This window comes from candidate division WOR-3 bacterium, assembly GCA_039801085.1.
Classification (GTDB): domain Bacteria; phylum Hydrothermota; class Tepidihabitantia; order Tepidihabitantales; family Tepidihabitantaceae; genus JAOABP01.
The window spans coordinates 308833-323884 of the sequence record JBDRTY010000001.1; the positions used below are offsets into that span (position 1 = coordinate 308833).

Sequence of the window (15052 nt, forward strand, 5' to 3'; positions counted from 1 at the left end):
CGGCGGTGGACAGTGCGCGGGTGGCTGGTAACTCACACCGGCTTCAGGGCAAGGATACGCTTGCCCTGAGTGCCAAGTTTGTTGACGAGGGGCAGGCGAACTCGGTTACCAGCGGGATGATCACGGACGGGCAGGTTGGTAATGCCGACCTTGCTGACAATGCGGTCAACTCGGCAAAAATTCAGGATGGCACGATTACCAATTCTGACATTTCGGCAACTGCCGGCATCAGCGATTCCAAGCTTGCCGGCACCGGCACAGTGGTCACCAACCTCAATGCTGACCTGCTGGATGGTAACCATGCTTCAGCTTTCCTGACCATCGCCAATGACTACGGCCGGAGCGGAGTTGCGACTGATCTGTATGAAGGAACATTAACTCTGAGCGCCAAATATGTCAACGAGGGGCAGACCGCTGGTGGTGATTTAACCGGAACCTATCCTAACCCGACGATTGCCAATAATGTCGTTACTTCGGCTAAGATTCAGGATGGAACAATCATCTCCGCCGATATTGCCAATGGTACAATTTTAGGAGCAAACCTGCATCAGATGGGCGCCACCACCGGTCAGGTACTGAAATGGACCGGTTCTACCTGGGCACCGAGAAATGATAGTATCGGGGCGGGCGACAATGCCTGGGTCCGCGGAGCGCCGGACTCGGTGCTTTATACCATCAGGCAGCTGGGTATCGCCCGTGGTGGTGCTTATAATATGCTTTACGGCATCAACCGCCATACCCACACCAATCTGGGCTATGCCTGTACTACCGGTGTCAACGGGGGGAGCCATGCTGGCTGTGCAGTAGGAGGTGGTTTCTATAATAATTCCACAAATGACTACACTACCGTTGCCGGTGGTGTTCAAAATACCGCAAGCGGTGCCCGCTCGATGGTTGGTGGGGGCAGCGGGAACCGTGCAACAGGTGATTTTGCAGCAGTTCTGGGAGGTTCTTCCAACGCAGCAGTAGGAAATCACAGTTCTATTGGTGGCGGATTTTGCAATGCTGCCAGCGGTGACTTTGCTACGGTGGCGGGCGGTGCGCGCGACACAGTCTTCGGGGTTTATGGCAGTGCACTTTCCGGCTACGACAATCTTGGCGGTGACGGGAATGCTGATACCGCAGCAACTGTTGCTGGTGGCTTTAGAAACTCTGCCACTGCCAAGTTTACTTTTGTCGGCGGTGGCTACATTAACACCGCCAGCAATAATTACGCAACGGTCGGGGGCGGCTATACCAATACCGCCAGTGGTAATTACTCAACGGTTGCTGGTGGCGTCAATAATACCGCCAGTGCTCAGGATGCAACGGTCGGTGGTGGTGAATACAACCGGGCAACAGATATGTTTACGACGGTCAGTGGCGGATGGAGCAACCATGCAAGCAATACCGGGGCAGCGATAGGAGGCGGGGGGTTCAATACCACCAGCGGTAATTACAGCACCGTCGGTGGCGGGATGGAAAATACCGCGAGCGGCAGTATGAGCACAGTCGGTGGTGGTTATCGCAATGTCGCCAGTGGCGGTTATGCCGTAGTTGGCGGTGGTTGGGCTGATACGGTAAAAGGTTATCTCGGCGGAGTGCTTTCGGGATTCAGCAATCTTGCCGGAGATGCAGCTGAGGATACCGGAGCGACAGTCACTGGTGGCTATGAGAATGCAGTGACCGCCAAATATGCTTTTATCGGCAGCGGTAGGTTAAATTATGCCAGCGGCATTTACAGCACGGTCGCTGGCGGCATCCGGGATAGTGCGATAGGCGACTATTCTTTCGTAGGTGGTGGTGTCAACAATGTCAGTCGTGGTGATTACTCAACCGTGTGTGGTGGCTACATTAACATCGCTGACGGTAGCGATGCCTTCATAGGAGGGGGTGATTTTAATACCGCCAGCGGCGGTTTAAGCGTAGTAGCTGGTGGATGGAGGAATAATGCCTCAGGCAATAACTCCACCATTTGTGGGGGGCAGTACAATCTGGCAAGTGAGCCATATGCAACAGTTTGCGGTGGCTACGCCGATTCATCCGTGGGTTATTTCAGTTTTACTGCCAATAATCACTCGGTAGTCTTTTATACCAACTCTGCTGCCTTCAACGGTCAGAGCGCTACCGCCTCCAACCAGCTCCGCTGCGGCACCCTATCCAAGGCAGGTGGAAGCTTTACCATTGACCATCCGCTTGACCCCTACGGCAAGATCCTCAATCACTACTTTATTGAGGGTCCGGAGATGCGCAATCTCTATGATGGTGAGGTTGTGCTGGATGCATCGGGTCGTGCCACTGTCCATCTGCCAGAATACTTCAGCGCCCTGAACCGCAGACCGCGAATCCAGCTGACCGGTGTCGGGACTTCCAATGTCTATGTTGCTGTGGACATCAGAGGAAATACCTTTGTAATCGGCGGCAAGCCGGGTACCAAGGTCTACTGGCAGGTGACCGGTGAGCGGCAGGATGTCTCGGCTGAGGTGATCCGGCGGCTGATGCCGGTGGAGCAGAAAAAGGCTGGTGAACTTGCCGGCAGGATGCTGGATGACGAGTTCCTCTCCGGCTGTATGGAGCAGCTGGAGCGCGAAGGCAAGGCGCAGGGTATTGATTTCCGCACTGCTGCGGGCAGACAGCGCTATGAGCAGATGAAGAATCCGCCGCAACTGGAAAGGAAGATAATGGAGGAGCGATGAAACCGTTTATCTCTCTTCTGGGAGTCATCCTGCTGGCTTTGATAGTTTCTGCCCAGCCCTACCGGTGTGACTGGCAGGTGGTGGCAGCAGGTGGCGGTATACTTGCCGGTGATTACCGCTGTGGTGCCACCATCGGTCAGACTGCAACCGGCAGGATGAGCGGAACCAACCTGCTGGCGCTCATCGGCTTCTGGCAGCCGGAGCCGGCAGTCGGGCTGGAGGAAAGACAGCAGTTTGACCAGTAGGCGGTGTCGCCGCTGGTGACCCGGCTTTACCAGCCCGCACCCAACCCGTTTCTCCGCCGGACGGTCGTCTGCTACTCGCTGGCACAGGCGGGTCCGGTCAGTCTGCAGATCCTTGACCTTTCCGGCAGAGTGGTGCGGACACTGGTGAACGCAATCCAGAAGCCGGGTGTTTACCGTCTGGTCTGGGATGGACAGGACGGTTCAGGCAGAGCGCTTGCCGGCGGGGTCTACTTCTGCCAGTTCTGTGCCGGTGCTCACCGCCAGACGGTGAAACTGCTCTTCGGACGCTGAGACTGAGTCAGAAGCTCAAGCGGGGCGGGGAGAACCCGTCCCGCTTTTTTATAAATACTTAAAAGGTGAATTTTAATACTAAGTTGATTTTCTGCAATGACTTAGGGGCTAGCCCCGGGCATGCCCCTCAGCGGCTGGGGAGAGGGGATCCGGCTGAAAATCTGGTATGAGGTACTGTCGAGATTGCCGGTCCAAAGCAGGGATATCAGCGGGCAGAGATGCCGGCACGCTGTGCCGATTTGACGAGGATGTCATATTCAATATTGACCTTTGACCCCGGACGCAGGTGCTTCAGGGTGGTGTTTTCCCAGGTGTGGGTGATGATGCTCGCGGTGAATTCGTTCTGCCGGCAGTGCTGGATCGTCAGGCTGACCCCGTCAACCGCAATTGAGCCCTTTTCCACCAGATACCGGCGGTTTTCGGGCCGGACCGCAATCACCAGCCGGATGGCACCGGTGCCACGCTGAACGGACTTTACCCTTGCGACTTCGTCAATATGGCCAAGCAGGATATGACCGCCGAGCCGGTCGCCAGCCTTAAGCGCCCGCTCCAGGTTGACCTGCGCTCCAGTCCGCAGACTGCCCAGTGTGGTCTGGCTGAGTGTCGGAGCGGTCGCCTCGGTTTCAAAACCGGTTGCCGTTACTCTGGTTACGGTGAGGCAGCAGCCGTTGACCGCAACACTTTCACCCGGTTTGAGTTCGGCGGCAAAGGGTGCAGTGATCTCAAGATAACGGCGGGCACCGGCAGCGGTAATCCGGCGGACCTTACCCTGCGCCTCAACTAAACCGGTAAACATAACCCTCGGTAAGGATGTCATCACCCAGTTCAACATGGCGGACATCGCGCAGGGTGATGGCAGTATTCAGGCTGCGCGGTCTGAGCCCGGCGCTGAACAGTTTTCCCGGTCCAAGTATCCTCGGTGCCTGAAAGATATACGCCTTGTCCACAACCCCGGCCTCCAGGGCAGAGGAGGCGACGGTCGCTCCCCCTTCAATCAGGACCGAGGCGATCTGCCGGTGGTAAAGCTCATTTAATATGTCCTGCCAGTTCAGCCGGTTCCGGCGGTCGAGCCGGACCCGGACAACCTCCGCACCTTTGCCTTCGAGCATCCGGATCCGGTTCTGCTGCCGGCAGGCAGTGAAGACCAGCACCGGTCCGGGTTCGGCAAAGAGCCGACTGTCAGGCGGAATCCGGAGGCTGGAGTCCAGAACGATCCGGTGGAGCCGTTTTTCGCCGTTCAGCCGGCAGGTGAGGCGCGGATTGTCCTTGATTACCGTATTGACCCCGACCAGGACCGCATCTGCCATCAGGCGCAGAAACTGCCCCACCGCCCGCGCCCGTTCGCCGGTGATCCACTGCGATTCGCCTTCATCGGTTGCCATCATGCCGTCCAGGGTCGCTGCCACCTTGAGCATGACGAAGGGGCGGTGTTCGCTCATATAGGTGATATAGGCTTCGTTGAGCCGGCGTGCCGCCTTTGCCAGCAGTCCGACCTCAACCGTAATTCCCTGACGGCGCAGACAGCGGACACCGGCACCGTTGACCTTCGGGTTCGGGTCAAGCATGGCGGCAATCACTTTTCTGATGCCGGCACGGAGCAGGGCATCGGTGCAGGCAGGGGTTTTGCCCTCAAAACAGCAGGGTTCCATTGTAACATAGAGAGTTGCGCCTTTTGCCCTTGAGCCGGCAGCCCGCAGCGCTTCCACCTCCGCATGGGCAGAGCCGAACCGGCGGTGATAACCCCGGCCGACAATTTTACCCTCCTTTACCAGCACCGCACCGACCATCGGGTTGGGGGAGACCAGACCGCAGCCCTGAAACGCCAGCTCCAGCGCCTCAAGCATGAAACGGCGGTCGGCTTCAGTCCAGCGGGGCATAAACTTTACCGATAGTCAATCTGGAAGTCGTCGTATTCGTGCAGGTATTCGCCCCACTCCAACTTGACATTTTCCACAATCGCCCCCGGCGGTCCCTGATGCAGTTTTGCCACCAGTTTTTCCAGCTTTTCCCGTTCGCCTTCGGCATTGACCTCAACCCTGCCGTCAGGCAGGTTGCGCACCCGTCCGGTCAGACCGAGCGTCCGCGCCTCCTTCAGGACAAACATCCGGAAGAAGACCCCCTGAACCCTGCCGGCGACATAGGCGGAAAGTGAAGCCTTGTTTCCCGTTGCGCTCATGATTCAAGCATAGGTAAAAACTGCCGGTTGTCAATAAAGGGCAGTCCTGTTTTACCCGGAGGATTTTTCTGATAGAATATTCCTGTGAGCACGGGTAAGAACCGATGGTGGCGGCTGGTGGCGGTTTTGCTCCTGGTCATTGCCGGCAGTGTTCTGGTGATCCTGCCGCACTGGCTGCGGTTCGGCAGGAGAGCAGTAACACCGCTTGTGCTCCAGGGCAGGGGCAGACTGCCCGGCGGTCCGGCACCGGACACCCTGCTTCTGCTTTACCGGCTGTCACTGGTGTCGGATCCGGAGCTGGGTTCTGACATCTTCCGGCTCGGGCTGGTGGAGAGTCTGGATTTCGATACGCTGGGGAATGTCCGGGTGGTGCTGGGACTGACAACGCCCTACTGCCCGTTTATTGAGCCGCTGGGCAGGGCGGTGCTCGAGACGCTGGTGAATACACCCGGAATCAACGGTGTGACGGTCAGGGTTGACCCGCAAATCCGGGTGCGGCGATGAGTCCCGGGCTTTTCGTCCGGGCGGTAATGCTCGGTCTGTCTGCCGGCACATCCTGTCTCGGTTTCTGTCTGCCGGTGGTGCTGCCGGTGCTTGCCGGTTCGGACCGGGCCGGTTTTTATCCGGCAGCGGTCCGGCTGTTATCATTTCTGGCGGGCAGGCTGGTCGCCTATCTCCTTTTCGGTATTCTTGCCGGTCTTGCCGGCGCCCGGCTGAGCGGACCTGTTTTCCTGCGGACAGCAGCACTGCCGGTTATCTATCTCCTGCTGGGCGGATTGATGATAATTTACGGCATTACCGTCTTTGATCCGTTCACCCGGCTCAGGTTCTGCCGGCTGATTCAGCCCCAGCTCAATTCGGGCCGGTTTCCTTTTCTCCTCGGGCTGCTGGCAGGGGCAAGTCCCTGTCCGCCGTTTCTGCTCGCACTGGCAACTGTTCTTGATTACGCCGGCGTGCTCAGCGGGGCGCTGTTCTTTCTGGTTTTCTTTCTGGCGACCTCGGTCTACTTTCTACCGCTGTTATTTGCCGGTTTTCTTGTCCGTTGGGATCCGCCCCGGAGCGCTGCCCGCATCGTGGCGGTGGTTACCGGATTTTACTTCGTGGTGCTCGCATTGCGCACACTGTTGAGCGTATTTTGAGTCCATTTCTCAGTTGCGTGAATTTATTTGACAAGAGAGAGAGAGAGTATAATTAAAATTAAGACGCAGCCGGATGCCAGCCCCGGCTGTGAAAGGAGATGCGATGTTTGCAAGCTGGAAGGCGCTGATTGTCGCAACGGCATTCAGCGTGACTGTCATCGGGATTGCGTTTGCTGATGACAATCCCGACTCCGAAGGGTTGTGGCTATTTACCATGCAAAATGGTATGTGTGCTAACCGATGCTCAGTTTTGTCGCCTATGTAAGCATCATTACGACCAATGAACCGGCAGCCCGCTATGCTGCGGGTTATACCGGACCCGGGGGATTGTGCGACTTTCCGCCTTATTACTGGAGATGCAAATTCAGCCGTTTTGGACCGAATGGCAGTTATTACATTCCGCGCGATTCCCGGTATCGCTGGCGGTTTTATGCCAAGCGGCAGGACCAGCTTACACAGCGATGGTATTACAGTGACTGGAGCAAAGAGATGGAATATTCTGAAGTCCGGCTGTTTGATGCTGATACTTTGAATATCTACCGCGACCGGCCGCCCGAGCCCATTCCGCCCTTCAGCTCTGAAGAGTAGACTAAGGGAAGATGCAGAGCAGGAAGTGGTGCGGACTGCTGATTGCAATCGGTTCTGCCGTGCTGCAACCTGCTCTGCATCCGGGTTATTATGTGTTTGCTCAGGTTTGGGTCCGAACCTATGACGGTCCTGCTAACGGGATGGATAACTGTTATTCCTTAGCTCTCGATTCCTCAGGCTGTCTATTGTTAACCGGTTATGTGACACTAGTTGATCAGGGAGAAACTGTTCCGGCTTACTGCACGATGAAATACACCGGTAGCGGTGAAAGGCAATGGGTGAAGTTTTTCCCCCGCGGGTTCGGATTGACGATTACAGCCGATTCTGAGGGTAATGCGATTGTTGCCGGCGACAGTTTCGTGCTCAAATATTCATCTGAAGGAGAACAGTTATGGGTTCGACATTGCGGTCCGGCTTTCTGGGGTAGTGACGTTGCCGTGGATACACGAAGAAACGTATATGTGACTGGTTATTATCTGGACACAAGGTATGCAATTACAATAAAATATGATGCCAATGGTAATGAGGAGTGGATACGGGTTGATTCTGCCGGAAACTGGTTTGTCAGCATGGCGGTTGATTCACTAAATAATGTTTACTGCGGAGGATACAGTTACGCCGATGGCAGATGGGCATATCGCATTGTAAAATATAAATCCAGTGGCGAGCGGGAATGGGGGATCAGCGAGGAGTTGTTGAACGGAGTAATAAATAAAGTAAGACTGAGTGACTGCAGTGATTTATATGTAGTCGGCAGTCTGCTGAATGAATCCGGTCCCTATGCAGCAGCCACGGTCAAGTATGACAGTAATGGTGTGAGACAATGGGTAAGATTTTTTGAGGGTCCGGGTTATGATGTGGGGCAGACACTGGCGGTTGACCGGAATGGCAACTGTTATGTCGCGATTGGGACTGCCGAAAGGCCGGGGATGGTCACCAATTTTGACATTGTGCTGGTGAAATATGCTGCCGATGGTACTGAAATATGGCAGCGGAGATATACTGGCTATGGGGGAGATGATTATCCGTTTGCGATCGGTGTCGATGCTCAGAAGAATATCTATGTCTGCGGATACAGCGATAGCCGCCGGAGCGACACGGTTCTGAGGAGCGACTATCTGTTGCTGAAATATGATTCTCTGGGGAATCTGCAGTGGGAGGCTCGTTATTACGAAGGTGAGAACTGGGGATGGGCATATGACCTTGAGATTGATCCGACTGAAAGTTGTGTATACACTGCCGGCTATGTAACCAAGAAGAAAAATGGCTGTTTTGATTATGACTGGTGCACAATTAAATATCTGGCTTCCGGACCCGGCATCACCGAAAACGAGCCGGTGGTAAACAGCACTCCGATCATGGTGGTTTCCAATCCAGCCCGTTCTTGCTTCCGGATTCGTTCCCGACTCGGACTTTCAAGTCTCGGGTTCTATGATATCACCGGCAGGCTGATTATGAGTTATCCGGTCAGAGGGCAGGTTGATCTGACCTGCTATTTAATCGGGGTTTGTCCGGGTGTTTATCTGATTAAAGGAGTTACCGCCGAAGGTGTATTGACCAGTAAGCTGATCGTCCGTTAATCCAGAATATACCTTGTCAATTATTTTCCTGCGGGTATAATGAACTTGTGAGTGTTGAACTGGCACCCTTGGCGGACCGGATGCGGCCCAAGGAGCTGGACAGCATTGTCGGACAGGAGCATCTGCTGGGCAGAGACAAGCCGTTCCGGCGGATGCTGGAGCGGGGCGAACTGCACTCGATGATCTTCTGGGGTCCGCCCGGTTCCGGGAAGACGACCCTCGCCCTGGCAATTGCCCAATACACGGCTGCGGACTTCATTCAGATTTCCGCCGTTTCCTCCGGTGTCGCCGATATCCGCAAGGCGGTCAAACGGGCACAGGACAACCGGCAGCTGTTCCGGCGCCGGACAATTCTCTTCATCGACGAGATTCACCGGTTCAACAAGGCACAGCAGGATGCGCTGTTGCCTTATGTCGAGTCCGGTGTGATTACGCTGATCGGTGCCACAACCGAGAACCCCTCATTTGAAGTGATTGCCCCGCTGCTTTCCCGGTGCCGGGTTTATGTGCTGAATCAGCTGCGCCCTGAGGAGCTGAAGGTGCTGATGCGCCGGGCGCTGGAGTCAGAGCAGGGGCTGGCAGGGCTCAAGCCCGAGGTCGGAGATGATGTCCTTGACTATTTTACCGTCATCGCTCAGGGTGATGCGCGGGTGGCGCTGACCGCACTGGAGCTGGCGGTGATCTCCACCGAGCCGGATGAAACCGGAAAGCGCAGGGTGACGTGGGAGCTGGCACAGGAGATCGTCCAGCGGAAGTTTCTGCTTTATGACAAGGGGGGAGAGGAGCATTACAACCTGATTTCCGCCCTGCACAAGTCGCTCCGGGATTCGGACCCGGACGGAGCGCTCTACTGGCTGGCACGGATGCTCGAGGCCGGCGAGGACCCGCTCTATATCGCCCGCCGACTGGTCAGGTTTGCCTCGGAAGACATCGGGCTGGCAGATCCGGATGCCCTGCTCGTTGCCAATGCCGCCAAGGAGGCGGTGGATTTTATCGGGATGCCGGAGGGTAATACCGCACTGGCGCAGGCGGTGATCTATCTGGCGCTGGCGCCGAAGTCCAATGCGGTCTATCAGGCATACCTGCGGGCAAAACAGGATGCACTCAACAGCCTCACCGAACCGGTTCCCCTGCATCTGCGCAATCCGGTGACCCCGCTGATGGAGAATCTGGGTTACGGCAAAGGATATAAGTATGCCCATGATTTTCCCGATGCCCGGGTGGAGCAGGAGCACCTGCCGGATTCACTCCGGGGCAGAAGATACTATTTTCCCACCGGCCGGGGATTTGAGGCGGAACTGAAAAAACGGCAGCGGCGGCCGGACCGGGAAGAAGGTACTGATTGACAGCTGGCAAAATATCCCGATAATTAGCTATCGGCACCAGAGAGGACTTTTATCTTACCAAGCTGGAATGGCTCGGACCGCTGCTTGTCCGGGGGCTGAAGCTGCTGACCTCAGTTGAGGCACTGGGACAGGAGTTTTCCTTTTCCCAGATGATGATCCTCCTGACCCTTTTGCGGCTGAACCGGACGAGTATGAACCAGCTTGTCCAGACACTGGGGCTCTCGCGGGCAAATGCGAGCGGTCTGGTGGACCGGCTGGTGAGAAAGGGGCTGATCGAGCGCCGGCGTTCCGAGCAGGACCGGCGGCTGGTGCTGATTCAGCTGACTTCAGAGGGACAGCGGTTGGCACACCACCTTGCCCGGCAGAACCGGCAGGGGCTGCGCCGGATGATGAAGCGGATTCCCGAAGCCGATCTCAAGGTGTTCATTCAGACCCTGGAGCAGCTGGCGCTCGGCCTGGCGGACGGCGACTGATCTTTTTTTCTTGACTGATAGTTAACATTATTTACAATTAACTATGTTTACATTTTATATTATTAACGGTAAACCGGGGGTAAACTGCTGATGCGGTGGCTGCCGAGGCTGGTATACCGGTATTCGGTCTGGATTACAGCCGGAGTCGGGCTACTGACGCTGGTGCTGGGCTATTTCCTCAAGGAGCTGAAGATTGATGCGGAAGTCACCAGGATGATGCCTGCCGGTGAGGCGGGAGTTGAGGTGCTGCGGGTGGTGGACCGGGAGTTTGGCGGTTCGGAGCAGGCAATTGTGGTTATTGAGTCCGAAAGTCTCTTCAGTCCGACGGTGCTTTCCGGTATCGAAAGACTGGTAGAACAACTGTCAGCCATTAGTACGGTCAATCAGGTGACCGCGCTGAATAATCTGCAGGATGTCCGCGGAAGCGGTGATGAGGTGGTGATATCCCGGCTGATTGATTCCATTCCGTCAACCCGGGCGGGTCTGGAGTCACTGCGTGCCCGGGTACTTGCTGACCGGCGTTACCGGGGCAGGCTGGTAGCAGAGGATGGGAAGGCAGCGCTGATTCTGGTCCGGCTCAGACCTGATGTGGACAAGGCGCAGGCGATCCGGCAGATTGAGACGGCAGTTAAACAGGCACACTTTCCGGGCCGGGTTTCCCTTGCGGGGTCACCGGCGCTGATGGAGTTTGTCCGGCGCTGGATGGTTGCTGATCTCTTGAAGCTGATTCCGCTGGTAGTGCTGGTGCTGCTCATGGTTCTGGGGGTGGCGAGCCGGACCTGGGGCGGAACACTGCTGCCACTGCTGGTCGTGCTGGTGGCGGTTGTCTGGACGATGGGGCTGGTCGGGCTGTTCCGCCAGCCGGTGACGATTGTAATGGTTGTGCTGCCACCGATTCTGCTTGCTGTCGGCAGCGCCTACGGGATTCACATTTTGGAACGCTGGCAGCAGGAGAGTCGCAATGGTCTGGACCGGCGGGAAGTGGTGGAGCGGGCGGTCGGCAGAACCGGGGTGCCGGTCTTCCTGGCGATGGTTACCACTGCTGCGGGATTTGCTGCCAACCTGGTGATGAAGGTAGTAGCAATCAGGGTCTTTGCTCTGTTTGCTGTTGTCGGGATTGCGGTTTCCTTTGTGCTGGCGGTCGTCTTTCTGCCGGCACTGCTGATGCTGCTGCCGGTGAAGCCGGCAAGAGTCCGGTCAGAAACTCCTTCCCGGTCAGCCCGATGGCTGGGTCAGTTTGCTCAACGGATTATCCGGTTCAGAACCACGGTGCTGATAATCGCAGTGTTTGTATTCGTGATCGCTCTGCTGTCCGGGAGCCGGGTCAGACCGGAGACCGATTTTGTCCGCTATTTCAAATCCGGTTCCGAACCTGCCCGGGCAGCAGAGATTGTCAACCGGCAGTTCGGTGGTGAACTGCAGTTTGAGATTCTGGTCGAGGGTGATATTCAGGACCCGGCGGTATTAAGCCAGATGGAAAAATTCAGCAGTGACCTGGAGCAGATTGAGCATATCACTCATATCAGCTCAATCGTTGAGGTGCTGAAATCAACCAACCGGGCATTCAATCAGAACCGGCAGGATGCTGAGGTGCTGCCTCAAAACCGGGATGAGGTTGCTCAGTATCTTCTCCTGCTTTCCTTTTCCGGTTCCGACTACCTTGCCAGTCTGGTGACCCCCGATTACCGGCTTGCCCGGATCACCGCCCAGTTCAACGAGCACAGCAGTGCGGAGCTGGGGAGGGCGATTAGAGAGATCCGAGCGCTGATCAGAAGGGATTTCGGTCCGGAGGTCCGGGTCCGGCTGGGCGGTGTACCGCTGGCGATCTATGCCCTGCATGAAGGGATCGCCACAAGCCAGCTCTGGAGCATCATTGCTGCCCTGCTGGCGGTTGTGGCGCTGGTCGCAGTGATGTTCCGTTCACTGAGGCTGGGTCTGGCTGCGGTCCTGCCGGTCGGCTTTACCTTGGCAATGGCGTTCGGGCTGATGGGGCTTTTCGGGATCAGGGTGGATGTGGTGTCCGCAATGCTCGGTTCGATTGCGGTGGGTATCGGGATTGATTATTCCTGCCATCTGATCGCCCGATTCCGTGAAGAGTCAGGAGAAAAGGATATCAGGTCACGACTGACCCGGACCGTGCAGGCGGTCGGACCACCGATTCTCACCAATGCACTCGCGGTCGGGCTGGGCTTTGCGGTGCTCGGCGGTTCGTCGCTGATGATTGTGCAGAAATTCGGACTGCTGATTGCCGGGGCGATGCTTTTTTCCGGATTTGCCGCACTGCTGCTCGTGCCGGCAGTGCTGGCAGGGGTTTTAAAGACAAACCAAGGAGATAAAAAATGAAAAGGATGCAAGCTCTCACTTTAATTCTACTGTGCCTCAGTGCCGTAGTAGCGGCAATGAGCGGCGATGAGGTGCTGAACCGGATGCGGCAGGCAACGACCGCCGCAGACCGCCGGATTGAGGCGGTAATGAGGATTACCGATAAGAACGGCCGGGTTCAGGAGCGGGTTCTGCGGATGGTGATGAAGGGTGATAATAAACTGCTGGTGCGGTTTCTTGAGCCGGCAGATTTGCGCGGGGTCAGCTTCATGAGCACATCTCCGGAAAATATGTGGGTTTATCTGCCATCACAGGGCAGGGTGCGCCGGATTTCCGGCAGTGCGGCTGAAGCCAGTTTCGGCGGTTCGGATTTCTCCTACCGGGAAATGGCAAACATCTCCTTCGGCTCCAGCCGGGTGCGGGGTGTGCCGGTTGAGACCGAGCTCAACGGTGTCCGGGCGTATCAGCTGCTGATTGATGACGGCGGGACCCAGAGCCGGCTCTGGGTGGAAAAGGAGCGGTTTCTGCCTCTGCAGGTAGAACAGCTGGACCGGGAGGGCGGGGTGCGCAAGCGCATCATCTTTGCCGAGTTCCAGCAGGAAAAAGGGGTCTGGATGCCCTGGCTCATCCGGCTGGAAAACAGGGCAAAGGGCAGTGTTACCGAACTGCGGCTGAGAGGTGCGGAACTGAACATCGGAATCCGGGACAGCTATTTTTCTGAGGAGAATATGAAGAAAGGAGGATGAGATGGCGGTCTGGGCATTGATTTTCAGTCTGCTGTCTGCGGGTCAGGTTCCGGTTCAGGGCGAGCTGTCCAGCCGGGCGCTTTTCCGGATCGAGGATCGCGACAGCTCCCGTTTCAGTTTCTTTAATACTGCCGGCAGTCTGGTTTTTACGCCGCTGGCAAATGAAAGGCTGGAAACAAAGCTCGGGTTCACAATCCGGGCACAGGGGTTTCCGCTGATAAACAGTGCGACCCAGCTCAGTGAGGCGGACATCGTTGAACCGGTGAGTGTGCTTCTTGATGAGGCATATGTCCGGTTTTACGACCTGGTGCCGGGTTTGAGTTTTACCGCAGGCAGACAGCGGGTGCACTGGGGCAGTGCGGATGTGATCAATCCGACCGACAACTTTACCACTCCGGACTATTCCGATCCGCTTGTCTGGGACCGCCGGCGACCGGTCTGGATGCTGCATCTGGGATATTCACCATTAAACGCACTGGGTATGGAGTTCGGTCTGAAACCGGTTTTCGAGCCTGCACTCAACCCGCCTGGTTCCTGGTATGATGCCAGGATTCTGCCGACCGCCCAGGAGTTGCGTTCCGCTCTGGTGGCACAGCTGATCGGCATGGGCTATGACCCGGTGCTTGCGGAGCAGATTGCGGGTCAGTTTGACATCCGCATCCGGGAGCTGATGAACCTGCCGGATCAGACACTGAAGGATCTCACCTGGGGTGGCAGGGTCAGGACCCATCTCGGCAGGTTTGATTTCTCGCTCAGCGGTCTGCGCGGATATGACTTTCTTCCTGAGGCACAGCCGGTTTTGACGACCGATTTTGCCCAGCAGCGACTGGATTTTGTGCTTAATGAGTTCTTTCCGCAGAAGACGGTTTTCGGTGCGGATCTGGCAACCGAGCTTGCCGGGATCGGGCTGTGGGCAGAGGCGGCATATGCCTTTTACGATGACACCATGCTCAGTGACCGGCTGTCGGTAATCGGTGGCATAGACTACTCATTTGCCGGTTTTTATCTCAACCTCCAGTATCTGCACGGCGATTTTCCGCTTGCCCGGCTTCAGACTGAGCCGGTGCGGGACTTTCTGCTTGCCGGACTTGAGCACCGGTTCATTTCGGACCGGCTGCTGGTCCGGCTCGGCGGGGTCCTGGAGCTGGAAAAGCGCTCATTCGGGCTGATACCGCTGGTGCGAATTACACCGGTAAGCGGACTGAACCTGGAGCTGACCGGACTGGTGTTTTCCGGAAAAACCGGTTCCGCATTTGCACCTCTGGACCGGGTGCGGGAACTGGGTTTTGGAATCAGTTATCAGTTCTGAGTTTGCAGGAAGGGAGAGCTGGGGGACAGGGATTCGAACCCCGACTAGCTGGTCCAGAGCCAGCCGTCCTACCGTTAGACGATCCCCCAGTGCGATAAAAGATTAATTCTGGAGAGATCAAAGTCAAGTCAGTCCGGCATCCTTCTGAGGAGTGGTGATTGA

At 56.6% G+C, this 15052-nt stretch carries 16 protein-coding genes and 1 tRNA gene; 13 read left to right on the plus strand and 4 right to left on the minus strand.

The features are described from left to right. From ABIK48_01415 to ABIK48_01425, 3 genes are all read left to right on the plus strand, one after another. A partial coding sequence (locus tag ABIK48_01415) for a hypothetical protein (protein MEO0020821.1) occupies positions 1-2675 on the plus strand: 2675 nt, incomplete at its 5' end. After that, a complete protein-coding gene (locus tag ABIK48_01420) occupies positions 2672-2920 on the plus strand; it encodes a hypothetical protein (protein ID MEO0020822.1) in 249 nt (82 codons plus the stop codon). The genes ABIK48_01415 and ABIK48_01420, both read left to right, overlap by 4 nt. Before the next feature lie 3 nt (positions 2921-2923). Next, on the plus strand, positions 2924-3211 hold the full coding sequence (locus ABIK48_01425) for a FlgD immunoglobulin-like domain containing protein (GenBank protein ID MEO0020823.1): 288 nt from the start codon (positions 2924-2926) through the stop codon (positions 3209-3211). A 205-nt stretch (positions 3212-3416) separates the two neighbouring features. On the opposite strand, the gene ABIK48_01430 is transcribed toward ABIK48_01425, so the two are convergent. Genes ABIK48_01430 through ABIK48_01440 form a run of 3 tightly spaced genes read right to left on the minus strand, consistent with a single transcriptional unit; the run spans position 3417 to position 5387 of the window. Then, entirely contained in the window at positions 3417-4007 is a 591-nt protein-coding gene (locus ABIK48_01430) for a riboflavin synthase (protein ID MEO0020824.1), read from the minus strand. Beyond that, a complete protein-coding gene (gene ribD, locus ABIK48_01435) occupies positions 3988-5088 on the minus strand; it encodes a bifunctional diaminohydroxyphosphoribosylaminopyrimidine deaminase/5-amino-6-(5-phosphoribosylamino)uracil reductase RibD (protein ID MEO0020825.1) in 1101 nt (366 codons plus the stop codon). Before ribD ends, ABIK48_01430 begins: the two co-directional genes overlap by 20 nt. Before the next feature lie 5 nt (positions 5089-5093). Continuing rightward, positions 5094-5387, minus strand: a complete 294-nt coding sequence (locus tag ABIK48_01440) for an acylphosphatase (protein MEO0020826.1) — start codon at positions 5385-5387, stop codon at positions 5094-5096. A gap of 84 nt (positions 5388-5471) precedes the next feature. Between ABIK48_01440 and ABIK48_01445 the strand changes: the two genes are divergently transcribed. The 10 genes from ABIK48_01445 to ABIK48_01490 all read left to right on the plus strand — a co-directional run bounded on the left by ABIK48_01445 (position 5472) and on the right by ABIK48_01490 (position 14890). After that, positions 5472-5891 (plus strand): iron-sulfur cluster assembly protein, encoded by a 420-nt coding sequence (locus ABIK48_01445; GenBank protein MEO0020827.1) that lies wholly within the window; start codon positions 5472-5474, stop codon positions 5889-5891. After that, positions 5888-6526: a sulfite exporter TauE/SafE family protein gene (locus ABIK48_01450; GenBank protein MEO0020828.1), complete on the plus strand. Its 639-nt coding sequence runs from the start codon at positions 5888-5890 to the stop codon at positions 6524-6526. The genes ABIK48_01445 and ABIK48_01450 overlap by 4 nt, the downstream gene beginning before the upstream one ends. A gap of 103 nt (positions 6527-6629) precedes the next feature. Further along, positions 6630-6791, plus strand: a complete 162-nt coding sequence (locus ABIK48_01455; GenBank protein MEO0020829.1) for a hypothetical protein — start codon at positions 6630-6632, stop codon at positions 6789-6791. Continuing rightward, positions 6767-7114, plus strand: a complete 348-nt coding sequence (locus ABIK48_01460) for a hypothetical protein (GenBank protein MEO0020830.1) — start codon at positions 6767-6769, stop codon at positions 7112-7114. Before ABIK48_01455 ends, ABIK48_01460 begins: the two co-directional genes overlap by 25 nt. Positions 7115-7125: 11 nt before the next feature. Then, positions 7126-8694, plus strand: coding sequence for an SBBP repeat-containing protein (locus tag ABIK48_01465; protein MEO0020831.1), 1569 nt, complete (start codon positions 7126-7128; stop codon positions 8692-8694). A gap of 80 nt (positions 8695-8774) precedes the next feature. Then, entirely contained in the window at positions 8775-10040 is a 1266-nt protein-coding gene (locus ABIK48_01470) for a replication-associated recombination protein A (protein MEO0020832.1), read from the plus strand. 149 nt (positions 10041-10189) lie between these two features. Continuing rightward, positions 10190-10513, plus strand: a complete 324-nt coding sequence (locus ABIK48_01475) for a MarR family transcriptional regulator (protein MEO0020833.1) — start codon at positions 10190-10192, stop codon at positions 10511-10513. 90 nt (positions 10514-10603) lie between these two features. Further along, positions 10604-12856, plus strand: a complete 2253-nt coding sequence (locus ABIK48_01480) for an MMPL family transporter (protein MEO0020834.1) — start codon at positions 10604-10606, stop codon at positions 12854-12856. Beyond that, the gene (locus tag ABIK48_01485; GenBank protein ID MEO0020835.1) at positions 12853-13581 is read left to right on the plus strand and encodes an outer membrane lipoprotein-sorting protein; all 729 of its coding nucleotides are present in this window, start codon (positions 12853-12855) and stop codon (positions 13579-13581) included. Before ABIK48_01480 ends, ABIK48_01485 begins: the two co-directional genes overlap by 4 nt. Before the next feature lies 1 nt (position 13582). After that, positions 13583-14890: a DUF1302 family protein gene (locus ABIK48_01490; protein ID MEO0020836.1), complete on the plus strand. Its 1308-nt coding sequence runs from the start codon at positions 13583-13585 to the stop codon at positions 14888-14890. 18 nt (positions 14891-14908) lie between these two features. Here ABIK48_01490 and ABIK48_01495 read toward each other — a convergent pair. Next, positions 14909-14979 (minus strand) — tRNA-Gln (locus ABIK48_01495). Positions 14980-15052 lie beyond the last annotated feature (73 nt).